This window comes from Microcoleus sp. PH2017_35_SFW_U_B, from assembly GCF_020737865.1.
Classification (GTDB): domain Bacteria; phylum Cyanobacteriota; class Cyanobacteriia; order Cyanobacteriales; family Microcoleaceae; genus Microcoleus.
In genome coordinates, this window is record NZ_JAEQDE010000019.1 from 212,227 (window position 1) to 225,424 (window position 13,198).

Here is a 13,198-nt window from a genome sequence, read left to right on the forward strand (position 1 = left end):
TGCGCTTCAGCGCTCTTAGATTATCTAAAAAAAGAGCGCCAAATCGCAACAACCAAGAACTTCTTCTAAAAGGTACGTAGTTGCGCTTCAGCGCTCTTATCCATATACAAACAAGAGCGCTAAAGCGCAACAACGTACTTAATTACCATACAATAATTTCTCCCATGGAAACAATCCCCAAAGTCACAGCCACAGAAGCCGCCTTAAAACTAATAGAATACCTCAAAACCCAGCACGGAGAATTGATGTTTCACCAATCGGGCGGCTGCTGCGATGGTAGTTCTCCCATGTGCTATCCCAACGGGGAATTAATCGTCGGCGATGGCGATGTATTGCTGGGAAAACTAGACGGTTGTCCCTTTTATATTGCAGCACAGCAATACGAACATTGGCAGCACACGCAGTTAATCCTAGACGTAGTACAGGGGCCCGGAGGCAGCGATTTTTCCCTGGAAGGGCCGGATGGAGAGCGTTTTATTACTCGTTCTCGCTTGTTTATCAATGTTGATTAATTGTATTTTGCCTCTTGTTTGGACTAAAGAAATTTTATTTGTATTGAACCGCAGAAGGCGCAGAAAACGCAGAGATAGGACTTACGAGAGCAGTCAGAAACCGGGTTTTTTACGAATATCCTTCGCCGCAGCTACAAAATTTAGGAAAAAACCCGGTTTCTTGGGCCTTGATGCGTAAGTCCTAAGAGAAAGAGAACAGAGAGATATCTTATAGATGTTGACAATCTAGGCGTTTTTTGCTAGATGTACTTTGTCTAAGGCAAGCGCGTTTCTTTAATAAATGAGATGCCATCAAAAATACTGTTTTTAAAGGCTTGAGTGCTGCGAACTCGGTGATTTTCGCTGAGTAATGTCATTGTTTCCATAAAGGTAATAAGGACGTTATCTTCAGTTTTATTTGCCCGAAAGCATACTGTTTCCTGGCCTGCATCCCAGGCGATCGCCGAAAAATCAGAATAACTGCTAGAATACAGTTTCAGAATCCGTTCTTCAAACTCTCCTTGAAAATTAAGCTGAACGCGAGAACCGTCTGAAAATTCATAATTGTTAACTTGTTGGTAGTGACTTCCTTGAATCCAGATGGTAAAATTACCGAAAAAGCTGCGAGAAAAATGTCCGCGAGTATCGGTCTTGATGTATTCTCCTTGCCAAGTACCAATATGACGGGTAAAAATTTCAGGTACTTTCTCCAAATCTGGAGAACTTACAGGGGTTACTGTATTTTCACGAATTACAGGATTGTTACTCATTATTTCCTCTCCAGTTTTTCTCGACACCTGATTTGCTTAAGACTGACGGAAAAATCAAGTTAATTTCATCATTAAACCACCCAGAGTTTGTTGATCTGTACTGCATTTAATTAAATTGTAAATTTCAATTTCATCTCCCCCTCTCCCCCTCTCCCCCTCTCTCTTTCTTAACGACGGCCAACTTTTTGACTAATTTCTCGGCTGCTGCGTTGATATTCGTGGACAATTGGGAGTCTTTCAGTTTGGAAGTTTTCCAGGGCTTCGGGAATATTTGCACTATTTGCGAGATGTTTTGCTAAATACAAACCATCTTCCCAACCGGAAGTCATTCCTCTGGCGCGTGTGGAACTTTTGGCGTGGGCTGCATCTCCAATTAAGATAACACGACCATCGTAGATTTTCGGTAGGGGGTCAATGTCATAGGAAAAACGACAGACAATATTTTCTAAAGGCGTTGATTCTATAAGTTTTCGGGCATCTTCTGGGAGTTTTGCTAGTTCTTCGGGAGGAATGGTAATATTGGTAGGTTGCAGTTTCCCGATTTCAGATTCAGTGCGCTCTTTTTCAATAAAGAAGCCCCAATGAGTGCGACCTCCACCGATGTGAAAGAAGTTGGCATAAATTCCCCGACCCCGTACATAAACAAAAAAGTTTCCTTCGGGACAGAAGCTGTTATCTTCGACTATTCCCCGCCAGACGACATCGCCTAAATAAAATAGTTCTACGTTAGGAACTATAAATTGACGGACTTTTGAGACAATGCCATCGGCACCAATTAATAGATCGCCTTCCCATTTTGTGCCATCTTTAAAGTGGGCGATCGCACTGTGCTCGGTTTGGGCGATCGATGCCAATTCTGCATTAAAATGAATACACTCGGGGGGTAACTCGTCAAGGATTGCTTCTAATATAGCTTTGCGGTGTACCAGCATTGCTGGGACTTCGTTTTCTTCGTAGGTGACTGGCTCGGAATTGATGACACCGCCGCGCAGGTTGCGAAACTCGAATAATTTAACTCGATCGCCCGAGTTGATGATTTTTTCGGTAATTTGAGCGTTGCCTTGATGCAGTGCTTCCATACCTGCTTGCACGATCAGAATACCACAGCCATCGGTACGCGGATAGGGTGCTTTTTCAAACAAGTCAACTTTAAACCCTTGTTGAATCAGCAAAATTGCCAGATAAGCTCCTGATGTTCCTGCGCCGATAATACCTATCCTGGTCTGGGACGGAACCATTTGTGCTGCTCCTGATTTTAAGATTGCGATCGCTCCTCAACCAATATTATTATTACATAAAATAAGATTTGGGCTAGGTCTGGATGGGCGATCCTCTTTGAGGGCTTTGCTAACGAGCTTTTGGTGATAGCGACTGGTTTCAAGCAGCAGTTAAAATCAGTATCGGAAGTGATGCAGGATTAATAATTAATATTATGTCAGATCTAACGACCATATTGGTTTGTAGTGAGGACTTTAGTCCGCATCAAAGAGAGGACTGAAGTCCTCACTACGAACCGTTACTGATTGTGGTCAATTGACCGGACATAATATAATGGGTGAGTTGAAAATTATCGCACTCACAACTTAAGGCTGGTTTAAGCTTTAGGAGTGGTAATTAAAGCCAATTCAATTTTGTCATCAGGCTTTTGAGTGACTTTTGCGTCCAAACCAGGACCAAAAAATTTAGCTATTTTTTCTTGCTTTTCTTCCCAAAGTGCGATCGGCAGCAGCGGCGAATAAAACTCTAGAATTAAAGCATAAGCACCGTCAATATCAACTTCCCGCAAGCTTTGGAGGAGGGGGCGTTCCTCGTCAGTCGGGGCCATTCCCAAGCGTTCCAGAGCGTCATCTAAGTGGGCGGGTTGGCCGTAACGAAATCGGGTGATATCTTTGCGGACTTGGTTTTGAGTATCCGTGGCCTGACTTTCTCTCAACAGGAGAACTTCAGGAGAAGTCGGTTCGGTGAACTCCACTGGCTCGAGTTCGGCTGCTTTCAGGGCCAAACCTCCCAGCAAAAGGGGAATTCCATAAAAAAAACCGGCTAGGTTGAGGGTAGCTTGGTCGGTGAAGTAGGCATAGAACCCGACTACTGCTAAAATACCGCCCACCACTAAGGCTAGGCTTGCTAAAGAAATTTTACGTAACATATTAGTGAGGTAAGTAGCTGGAATCAACAATATACTTTAATTATTATCGGGCAAGAAGTCTGGAATAAATTTAGTTTTTTTGCCAAAATACCGGTCAAAACTGCTAGCATCTATGAGAGCGGGTTCTCTGTGCATCCACAATCTTGTCTCTAGCTTCAAAAAAATATCCCGCTTTCCCTCGCCGCGGCGCCACCGATAAATATCCGGTTAATTGGACGCCGTTGGTTCCAGAAGGTAATCGAGATCGGCAGTATCATCAAAGTATAGAGAGCGGCGATCGCGATCGACGCTCTTGCCCTTTCAACCAATTTTAGGACGTCAGGAACTCAGGGAATCAACGCCACTGAGCTTGTAAGAAATTACAAGCTGTTCTGACCAGACCCCTCGGAAGAGGAGACGTTATTTAGGTCACGACACCGGAGAATGCGACGCCAGTTTTCCGCTCTGTCATCTGCAATTAAACAGTTTTAAAGTCACTGAAACAGTGTTGCAGGTCTAACAAGCCTTTATAACCAGGTCGCCCCGCAAGGGAGAAAGGATACAACTGTATCGACCTTGGAGGGGCAACCATACCCCTCTAACCCCGAAAGGGGATTCAAGGCGGTTGAAACCGCGCCCGTCGTTTTCCTCTCAGGTCTAAAGACTTGCTCGTTTCCCACTTACCGAATATTTTTTATGATTAAAGACGAAGACAAACAGACTGCGGTCGCCAACAAGTCTGTTCTAGACCAGATTAACTCGCTCAAACGCGAAGATGAAAGGCTTTATAATATTTTAGCGATCGATGTCTGGGCCCTAGCCAAGACAATGGATGAATATCAACCTGGATTTTGGGCTGCTTTCATGAAAAACCGCGAGAAGGCCTTGAAGCGATTTTTAGCTGAAATGATGAAAAACAAACCCGCAGATAGCAAACGTCCGCCTTTCCTGCGCTAAAGTTTTGATGTACAATCAAACTATAACACAGACTCAAAAAAACCAGATCGCGCTCATCACTTCTATATAAAAATAGTAAAGGATTGGCGCCGAAAGGCACGTCGGTGAATTAAGAATTCTCGTCTGTTCGCAGGGGGGAAAGTCAAATATTTTTGTTAATACTAGCCAAGGCAAAAAACAATGGATGTACAGACAATCAAAGAGCGCGTAGCAGAAATCGAAGTCAAGCGGGAATCCCTCGTGCGGCTGTTAGATCGATCGGACTTGGGAGCTCTGAGAATTGATGTCAGTCAGGCGATCGAGGAAATTGATGATTTGTTAGAAGAATTTAAGCGCACTTTTGACAGTTGACAGTTGGCAGTTGACAGTTGGCAGTTGGCAGTTGTTAGTATTTGTAGGGTGTGTCGCTATCGATAGTATCCAAAAAAGATGAAAAATCGAGCGGGCGACGCACCAGCGACAATAATATTTGAGAAAACAACCTCAACCTCAATCGTTGTAGCAGCAATGATTTGTTGAATTGCTATTACTTATCGCGCCTTTGATTTGCATATTTCGGTGGGTTAAAAACTTTGTGGGGTGGGCATCTTGCCCGCCCTAAAAGTTAAAATTAAATGCAGTACAGCTTAATAACTAACAATAACTGACCACGACTAACTGCAAAATTTGACCGCTGTCAACTGTCAACTATCAACTATCAACTGACTAATTCATCGCCATATCCATCAAAATCTGCTGAGAGTTAACCTCCGGGTTATTAGCAGGTGGCCGCCGCTGAGAATAGTGTCCCCCAGGCTGCAAATCCCAAGCTTGACGGTTGTCCGCCAGCATCACACCGAGAATTTCTTGCAATTCCATTACTATAGTCGGATCTTCGACTTGGACGATCGCCTCAACCCGCCTGCTAAGATTGCGCTGCATCCAGTCAGCAGAACCAATATACACCTCTTCGCTGCCACGGTTGAAAAAATAAAACATCCGCGAATGCTCTAAAAAGCGGCCGATAATACTGATAACTCTGATATTGTCGCTAACACCCTCAACGCCCGGACGCAAACAGCAAATCCCGCGAATAATCAAATCAATTTTAACTCCCGCTTGCGAAGCTTCGTACAAAGCAACAATAATTTGAGGGTCAACTAAAGCATTCATTTTAGCGACAATCCGGCCGCAGCTACGAGTGCCGCTTTCCGCATTCAAGCGGCATTCGTCGGCCTCGCGGCGGATTAATGCTAAAAAACGATCGCGCATATTGACAGGCGCCACCAACAATTTACGATAAGATAGCTGTCGCGAATAACCGGTTAAATAATTAAACAAATCTGTCAAATCTGCACCCAAATCCTCGCGACAACTCAACAAACCGACATCCGTATACAGTCCGGCTGTTTTGGGATTGTAATTTCCCGTGCCGATGTGGACGTAGCGGCGAATACATTTGTCCTCGCGGCGCACTACCATCACAACCTTAGTGTGGGTTTTGAGTCCCACCAAACCGTAAACGACGTGGACTCCTGCTTGTTCTAACTTGCGCGCCCAATTAATGTTATTTTCTTCATCAAACCGGGCTTTGAGCTCTACTAAAACAGCTACTTGCTTGCCGTTTTCCGCTGCTTGAATTAAGGCGCTGACGATCGGCGAATCACCAGAAGTGCGGTATAAAGTCATCTTAATCGCTAACACCGAGCGATCGTTCGCCGCCTCAGTAATAAACCGCTGGACAGTCGCTGCAAACGAGTGATAGGGATGGTGTAGCATGATATCCCCTCGACGGATGACCGTAAAAATATCCTCACCATCCTCAACATCCAACATCGATTTGCCTAAAATCATTGGCGATTCCGAATTCCGCAAGCGCGGCGGCACCACCGGAGTCCAAGGCGGGTCTTTGAGTTCCGGCACAGGCAGCCCCACAAAAGACATCAAATCCTTGAGGCCTAACAGCCCCTCCACCGCGTAAACATCCTGCTCGCCGAGTTCCAACTCATCCATCAGCATATCTCGCAGCGCAAGCGGCATAATCGCTGGAATTTCCATCCGTACCGCAGAACCTGTAAACCGGCGCTTGCGGAGTTCCTGTTCAATCGCCAGCAGTAAATCATCTGCCTCATCTTCCTCGACAGTCAAATCGGAATTGCGAGTAATCCGAAATGGGTGATATTCCTGAATATCCATCCCCGGAAACAAAGCCTCTAAATTGTGGGCGATTACCTGTTCTAAAGGTACGCCCGTCCACACAGGAGTTTTGCCCCTTTGCTGCCACTGCAAATGGGCCGGTAAGGGCAAAAATCTCGGCAAAACCTGCGGTACTTTAACCCGCGCAAACAATTCCTCGCGGGTGTCGGGATCTCTGACAACTACTGCTAAATTGAGGCTGAGATTGGAGAGGAATGGGAATGGGTGGCTGGGGTCAACTGCTAGGGGAGTGAGTACGGGAAATACTTGTTCTTTGAAGTAACGGTGCAAGTAATTTCGTTGTTCTTGATTGAGGTCAATGTAGTCGAGAATGTGGATGCCGCTTGCTGCTAATTTGGGCCGCAGAGTTTGGTCAAAATAGGCGTGTTGCTGAGTTACCATCGGCAAAAGCCGCTTGTTGATGGCATCTAGCTGTTGTTGGGGCGTGCTACCATCGGAGGTTAATTTGGTGACTTTTGCTTCTACTTGCTGTCTGAGGGCCGCCACTCGCACCATGAAGTATTCGTCTAGGTTTGAGCTAAAAATAGCGAGAAATTTGAGTCTTTCGAGGAGGGGCGTGCGGGGGTCTAGGGCTTCGTGGAGCACGCGGTTGTTGAATTCTAGCCAGCTTTGTTCTCTGTTGAAGTAGTATTGAGGGTCGCTGAGGTTGATTTCGGTGTAGGTTTTGACTGGGGTCTTTTTTGGCTTGGACATGGTTTGCGGGGGTCTTGCGGGGAGGCTCGATCGTATCTTTACCATTAGTATTGCAGTAGTATTGGGGTAGCGGCGCAGTAGCGGGCGATTGAAATCGCGTCTAGACAGACAAAACCCGAACGAGCGAGGGGTTGGAGAGGAAGAGCGATCGAGCTTTATGATTTATGTTGTGTACGATCGCACATTTTGTATTTCTTGTTTGTTGCCGAAGCCAGATCCCCCTAAATCCCCCTTAAGAAGGGGGACTTTGATCGGATTCTTGTCCCCCCCTTATTAAGGGGGGCTAGGGGGGATCTGGCCTCGGCGACAAGCAGCAGTCTCTGAATACATCCGCCCCAACATCACGAACCAATCCCCCCAATCCAACTCTGCACGGCATTCAACAAATCATCTCCATCCACCGCAAAACCTGTTAGCGGCAATTCCAGCGGTGTATCGGTAATCCAGGCGATATGAATTCCCATGTGAGTGTCGGCGAGTTTGCGGGTGAAAGACGAAAGCGCATCTTCGCAGGGACAGGAGTGCAAAATTAAGGCGATGTGCTGTTTTTGCAGCCGATTTTTGAGTTGGGGAATTAATCGCTTGAATTCGGGGGCGTTGCGAATGGCGGGGATGTCTGTATCTGCGGGGAAGATTGTTTGATATAGTTGGGTACAGAGCTCTTGGGCGATCGCGCTTATATCTGTTTCGCCTTCTAACGCGCGAATGTTGAGGGGAACGGGGAAGGTTTTATCGGTGGATTGGAGTTGTTTGAGGAGTGTGGGGATATCTGTATTTTGTCGGTGGTTGCGATCGGGTGTTGGGGAATTGGTGGGTTGGGTGTGCCATGCTTGATAAAATTCTGGGTAAGTCATATTTTGGGCACAGGCCCAGATAATTGGGTAGCGATCTTTATAGCGATTAAAATCGTTTTCGTAGACTTCGGAATTTAGACAATCTTTCAAACCTGAGAGTGCGAGGACGAAGTGTTTACCTTTGATAATTTCCCCTAAGATATCTGCCGCTTGCCACCGGGCAATGTTATCATTTGAATTTCTGATTAAATCGACTAAAGTGGCGATCGCAACTACGTTATCTTTGCATATTTTCCCTAAGCTTACGGCCGCTCTCCTCTGGGTATTTTTATCCTGAAAAGTACCGATTAAATCGACTAAAGCTGAGATCGCAACTGAGTTATCTTTGTCGATTTTTCCTAAGCTATTTATGGCACTCCTCCAGGTATTATCATCCTCAGAAGTACCAATCAACTCCACTAAACCGGACATAGCAACTGGGTTCGATCCACCTATTTCTGCTAACTCTTTTACTACTTCTATCTGGGTATCTTTATCAATCTGAGAAGTACACATTAACTCCACTAAATGGTAAATCGCGCATTGCCCCCGATCCGTCTCTTTCAGTATGTCCCTTGAACCCTCTGCAATTGGATCAGAATATGTTTGCCACTCTTTCTTCTCCTCATTAAAATAACCAAATCCCCACTTAATAACCTGCGACACAATCTCATCAGCAAAACTACAATCCTTAAACTCAGCAATCCCCGCAGCCGCTAGAAAATACGCACGATAATTATAAAAATCACCACACCCATCCTCAAACTCAACCAACCTATTAATAAACCCTTCCTTCTTCTCCTTCCCTACCTCCTCACGCCCCAACCACAACAAAATAACCTCCTTCCACTGCTTCTCAAAAATCCGGTACACCCCAGTAGGGGCGGTGCCCCCGTGCCCGCCCTCTGGGGGAATATGATTCAAGAAAAAGTGCCAATCCTCAACCGCCAACGCCGCAAAATATTCCTGAAACGTCGGATGGTAAAAAGCATAAATCCCTTCCAGCGTCTCCCCATCCCTCGCCACTAAATTCAGCCAACCCAAACGACAAGCTAACTCAAACTGCGATGCACCCATCACCCGATATCCCACACTTTCTCGCAACTGAAACCGCGACGTTTCATTTAACATCCCTGAAAGTGCCAATTTCCCCAAAGCCGCATTCAAATCCTGCTGCTGAATCCAATTCAATTGCGGTTTTTTCCACTGATATAAAGTAGTCACAAACCGCTGATAAAGCTTAGCCTTAGTATCTGGCAAATCCCCATCCAAGGATTGCCAAGTGCCACACAATAACGAACATCTCAGGGGATTTTTTACTAAATCTCGAATTCGCTCTTTTCCTGATGCTGCTAATGCTTCGCGTAGCTGTTGAGAAAGCACCCCCCCAGCCCCCCTTGCTAAGGAGGGAGTTAGAGTTTCTTCTGTATTTTGGGCTGGGAAAGAAAGGGGAAGAGCCCCCCCAGCCCCCCTTAAGAAGGGGGGAGTTAGAGTGTCGCCTTCTCCTGTCGCCTGCGTTGAGAAACCGGGAGTAAGAGAGTCCCCTTCTTCTCTTGTCTCCCCCCTTACCAAGGGGGGGTTAGGGGGGGTTCCAAACTGGGGGTTAAGGGGGGTTCCAAACCACTTATCAATAAACATTTCCACCTGTTCGGGATAGGAAAACTCCAGAGTGCGATAAGTATCAAAACTATCCAACGCAGAGCCGATCGCATCCCAGACATTCTGCCGACAACTTAGCACAATCCGCGCCCTTTGAATACAGCCACCCGTCCTAATTTGCCGCTCAATTTCCGCCAAAGGATTCCCATCACCCACCGCCATCTCATCCGCCCCATCCAACACCAACCAAACGCGATCGGCATTAAACTGTGCTAAAAAATCATCCTTAATATCCGCCGTCGCCTCAGCCTTCCCAATTCTCTTAATTGCCGCCACCAACCAATTATCAAATAAATAGGTTTCTAATTCCTTCCCCTGCAAATCCGCCAAGGATACCCAAATTACCATAGCCTCCGAAATGCCCGTCGCTACCCAATTCGCAATCTGCCGCAACAGCGTTGTTTTCCCCGCCCCCGGTTCCCCAATAATTCCTAATCGCTTCCCATTGCTTTTCGGGCTAATTCCTTGCTGGATCACTTGTTCGAGAAACTCGCTATGTTCAAATGTTTGAGTAACTTCTTTTTCCCGGTACAAATCTGAACCTTTTTCAGCCCCAAGATTCTCGCGCTGCTGAGTCACTTTGTGCCGTTCCACCAATCCCAGCGGTACATAAACATCATCAATTTGATGGTTGCCAAAAGTTAGCTGATTGCTACTGAGTCGCTGCTGTTCTTTCTCGTCTAATATCTGCTGACAAATATCCCGCCAGTCAATCGGTTGGTAAACAATCCGGCTCTTTTCCACAATCTCCTCAAGCCAAGCATACATCTCTTGGGTTCTGCTATCAATCCGCGTTAAACTCTGCCCGGTAAAAATCTGAAAAACCTTGTCATTTTCCTTGATTTCCTGAGCAAAGTATGCAGATACTAAGGCAAACAATTCTTGCTCTAATTTTGTCTTGTAGGGTGCGACATCGCAATTTTCCAGGGCAAGTTCCAGCAGTTTTTGGTTGACTTCTGCTACCCGATTCTGCTTTAACTCATCTGTCGCAGTCAGCAGCAATTCTATTTCATCTAAACCCTCAATCGGAATCCCAGACGGGACTGTTTCTTTATCGACTTTTTCCAATTCAGATTTTAACTGCTTAATCTTCTTATCGAGCCATTCTAAATCTGGACGGTGTTGAGGTAAGTAAATAACGATTCCTTTAGAAGCCCTGCGAGATGGCTCAACCAATTCTTTATGACATTCTGAGGCGATTTGTTGTTGAGCTTTCAAGAAAGAACGTTTCAGCGCTTTTTCTAAATCGTGATTGACTATTTTCCCGTTTCGTGATACTTTTTTGATTCCGGTCAAACAAAGGTGCTTTGCTGCATCATTAACTTGAGTCCCCAATATGGCTTGCCACACGACTGTGAAAAGTCCTCCCAATAACGCAGCATCTAGCATTTGACAGTTTCTCCTAATTTCAGGCTCTAGGGGGTTAGTTTGATTGTAGGCGATCGACTTTATTTGCGATCGCACGAGTGGACAGGTGCGTCGCCCGCTCGATTTTTGATGTTTGGCTAAGGATTTTTTGTGGCGACACCGCTCGATTTTTGATGTTTGGCTAAGGATTTTTTGTGGCGACACACCCGAATACATGATTGTAGGCGATCGACTTTATTTGCGATCGATAGCTTCAGGAATTTGTCTGCTTAACAGTCACCGTCAGTTGAAAACCGAGTGGTAACTGCTCAAAAACCGCTGAAAAAATACAAAAACCGCTGGTAAATCAGTGAATAGGAAGGCTGGAACCACCTAAAATCGTTGGCTATCGTTCAGATTCTCGAAAATCACCAGCGGTTATTGAGTAGTTATATATAAACTCTAATTAAATGTTTTGTATGTAGTCAATAATTCTTCTCCAATATACTAGATTGTGTTAACATAAAGTTTAGATGCGTTCGCCCTGAGTCTAACCCAACGCTCAGTAAATCCACCTGCTAATTCAACGTCAAGTATGGATAGCTAAAAAACTTACTGTATATATATCTTCTTCCTTCTTCCTAATGACGGCAGAACTGATGGGTAATCGGTAATCAATGATGGGTAATCGGGAATTCTATCCGTTACATCCGTTACATCCGTTACATCCGCTGCCGAACTTCCTTCTTCCTTCTTCTTACAATGCCCAATTTTAGATACTCGTCGCTGATAAACGCCACCGTTGAAACAGTCTGGAACTTTTACGAAAGGCCGGATATTCTGCAACTGTTGACTCCGCCTTGGCAACCGGTGAAAATCATCCGCCGCGAAGGGGGACTCGATGTGGGGGCTGTGTCAGAATTTCGGCTGTTATTGGGGCCGATTCCAGTAAAATGGGTGGCGACTCATACTGAATGCGAACAATATCGCTTGTTTGTTGACGAACAAACTGAGGGGCCGATGGCACGTTGGACTCACCGACACGAGTTTACCACAGAAAATGGCCATACCCGATTGACAGATGCGATCGCATTTTCGATACCGGGCGGCCCGATTGTCGATTTGCTGTTAGGTTGGTGGGTAGAAATACGGTTAACTGATATGTTTCGCTACCGCCACGAAGTCACTAAGCGAGAGTGCGAAAAAAATGCAAATAATGGCTGAAAATTTTCATGCAGATTTAGTATAATTCATAAACTTGGAAGCTGCTGCTTCGACAAAAGCCCGAAAAAGTTCGCAGTTTGGGAGACTTTTTGGCGACATTTCTGGATGCCACTGAACTGCTACCATCCAAGGGTGATATTTGTATTCGATTGCTTCTATTAAACCGTCGGGTGCTCGTGCTACAATTTGCCAGCCGGGAATCATTGTTTGTACGGCTTGATGGTGCCAGGAAACGACGTTTGTAGAGGTAGTTCCCATGATTTTTGCTAGCCGGCTGTCGGGGTCTATTTTAATGATATGCTCGATCGCACGAATCGGGTTTTCTTGTCGGTGATTCACCTCCTCTCCGTAAGCATCCGGTACGTGCACGACCAAATTCCCGCCGCTGGCTACATTCAGGACTTGCATTCCGCGACAAATCCCCAACACGGGTATGTCAGCCCTCAAAGCTAGCTTAGCTAAGCTTAACTCAAAATTGTCGCGTTCTGCGTTAACCGAGTAAACCGTGCGATCGACAAAACCGCCATAAAGTTCTGGATTGATATCTCCACCACCTGAAAAAATCAAACCATCTACGGCATCAAAAATACTAGCCGGATCTAATTGATTGGGAGGCAGTAAAATTGGAATACCACCTGCTGCCTGCACTGCATCAATATATGCTCCGTTGAGGCAATATTCGCCTGCTTGACTGCGACAGTAAGTTGTGATACCAACGATGGGATGTTTTTTCATTTTTTAGAGAGTGGGAGATAATTATTTACATTAGTTCTAGGATATTCTAGTATTATCAATAAGTTTTTCTTGCACGGGCTAGAAGCCCATGCCACCAGAAAATTTACTGATTGTGGAACAGGCATCTTGCCTGTTTTTTGCACGGGCTAGAAGCCCATGCCACCAGAA

General features: G+C 45.6%; 10 protein-coding genes. 4 read left to right on the forward strand and 6 right to left on the reverse strand.

Annotated features, from left to right (window positions below; all coding sequences use genetic code 11):
• Positions 1-164 precede the first annotated feature (164 nt).
• The gene (locus JGK36_RS01065) at positions 165-512 is read left to right on the forward strand and encodes a DUF779 domain-containing protein (RefSeq protein WP_293174493.1); all 348 of its coding nucleotides are present in this window, start codon (positions 165-167) and stop codon (positions 510-512) included.
• A 254-nt stretch (positions 513-766) separates the two neighbouring features.
• On the opposite strand, the gene JGK36_RS01070 is transcribed toward JGK36_RS01065, so the two are convergent.
• The 3 genes from JGK36_RS01070 to JGK36_RS01080 all read right to left on the reverse strand — a co-directional run bounded on the left by JGK36_RS01070 (position 767) and on the right by JGK36_RS01080 (position 3,407).
• Positions 767-1,261, reverse strand: a complete 495-nt coding sequence (locus JGK36_RS01070; RefSeq protein WP_293174490.1) for a hypothetical protein — start codon at positions 1,259-1,261, stop codon at positions 767-769.
• Positions 1,262-1,428: 167 nt separating this feature from the next.
• Positions 1,429-2,499 carry an FAD-dependent monooxygenase gene (locus JGK36_RS01075; RefSeq protein WP_293195659.1) on the reverse strand — a complete coding sequence of 357 codons (1,071 nt, stop codon included), beginning with the start codon at positions 2,497-2,499 and terminating at the stop codon, positions 1,429-1,431.
• A gap of 356 nt (positions 2,500-2,855) precedes the next feature.
• Positions 2,856-3,407 carry a DUF2854 domain-containing protein gene (locus JGK36_RS01080; protein ID WP_293174484.1) on the reverse strand — a complete coding sequence of 184 codons (552 nt, stop codon included), beginning with the start codon at positions 3,405-3,407 and terminating at the stop codon, positions 2,856-2,858.
• 675 nt (positions 3,408-4,082) lie between these two features.
• Between JGK36_RS01080 and JGK36_RS01085 the strand changes: the two genes are divergently transcribed.
• Together JGK36_RS01085 and JGK36_RS01090 are read left to right on the forward strand one after the other, a co-directional pair.
• On the forward strand, positions 4,083-4,343 hold the full coding sequence (locus JGK36_RS01085; RefSeq protein WP_293174481.1) for a hypothetical protein: 261 nt from the start codon (positions 4,083-4,085) through the stop codon (positions 4,341-4,343).
• A gap of 180 nt (positions 4,344-4,523) precedes the next feature.
• A complete protein-coding gene (locus JGK36_RS01090) occupies positions 4,524-4,694 on the forward strand; it encodes a hypothetical protein (protein WP_293149374.1) in 171 nt (56 codons plus the stop codon).
• 354 nt (positions 4,695-5,048) lie between these two features.
• Here JGK36_RS01090 and ppk1 read toward each other — a convergent pair whose 3' ends face one another.
• Together ppk1 and JGK36_RS01100 are read right to left on the reverse strand one after the other, a co-directional pair.
• On the reverse strand, positions 5,049-7,232 hold the full coding sequence (gene ppk1 / locus JGK36_RS01095; protein WP_293195657.1) for a polyphosphate kinase 1: 2,184 nt from the start codon (positions 7,230-7,232) through the stop codon (positions 5,049-5,051).
• Positions 7,233-7,573: 341 nt separating this feature from the next.
• The gene (locus tag JGK36_RS01100) at positions 7,574-11,296 is read right to left on the reverse strand and encodes an NACHT domain-containing NTPase (RefSeq protein WP_293200749.1); all 3,723 of its coding nucleotides are present in this window, start codon (positions 11,294-11,296) and stop codon (positions 7,574-7,576) included.
• A gap of 537 nt (positions 11,297-11,833) precedes the next feature.
• Between JGK36_RS01100 and JGK36_RS01105 the strand changes: the two genes are divergently transcribed.
• Entirely contained in the window at positions 11,834-12,295 is a 462-nt protein-coding gene (locus tag JGK36_RS01105; RefSeq protein ID WP_293195654.1) for an SRPBCC family protein, read from the forward strand.
• Between the two features lie 6 nt (positions 12,296-12,301).
• On the opposite strand, the gene JGK36_RS01110 is transcribed toward JGK36_RS01105, so the two are convergent.
• Positions 12,302-13,030 carry a gamma-glutamyl-gamma-aminobutyrate hydrolase family protein gene (locus JGK36_RS01110; protein ID WP_293195652.1) on the reverse strand — a complete coding sequence of 243 codons (729 nt, stop codon included), beginning with the start codon at positions 13,028-13,030 and terminating at the stop codon, positions 12,302-12,304.
• Positions 13,031-13,198 lie beyond the last annotated feature (168 nt).

Excerpts from the sequence above, each read along its gene's own strand:
- JGK36_RS01110 (WP_293195652.1), bottom strand. The coding sequence starts at position 13,030 with ATGAAAAAACATCCCATCGTTGGTATCACAACTTACTGTCGCAGTCAA.
- JGK36_RS01070 (WP_293174490.1), bottom strand. The coding sequence starts at position 1,261 with ATGAGTAACAATCCTGTAATTCGTGAAAATACAGTAACCCCTGTAAGT.
- JGK36_RS01085 (WP_293174481.1), top strand. The coding sequence starts at position 4,083 with ATGATTAAAGACGAAGACAAACAGACTGCGGTCGCCAACAAGTCTGTT.
- JGK36_RS01080 (WP_293174484.1), bottom strand. The coding sequence starts at position 3,407 with ATGTTACGTAAAATTTCTTTAGCAAGCCTAGCCTTAGTGGTGGGCGGT.
- JGK36_RS01090 (WP_293149374.1), top strand. The coding sequence starts at position 4,524 with ATGGATGTACAGACAATCAAAGAGCGCGTAGCAGAAATCGAAGTCAAG.
- ppk1 (WP_293195657.1), bottom strand. The coding sequence starts at position 7,232 with ATGTCCAAGCCAAAAAAGACCCCAGTCAAAACCTACACCGAAATCAAC.
- JGK36_RS01065 (WP_293174493.1), top strand. The coding sequence starts at position 165 with ATGGAAACAATCCCCAAAGTCACAGCCACAGAAGCCGCCTTAAAACTA.
- JGK36_RS01105 (WP_293195654.1), top strand. The coding sequence starts at position 11,834 with ATGCCCAATTTTAGATACTCGTCGCTGATAAACGCCACCGTTGAAACA.
- JGK36_RS01075 (WP_293195659.1), bottom strand. The coding sequence starts at position 2,499 with ATGGTTCCGTCCCAGACCAGGATAGGTATTATCGGCGCAGGAACATCA.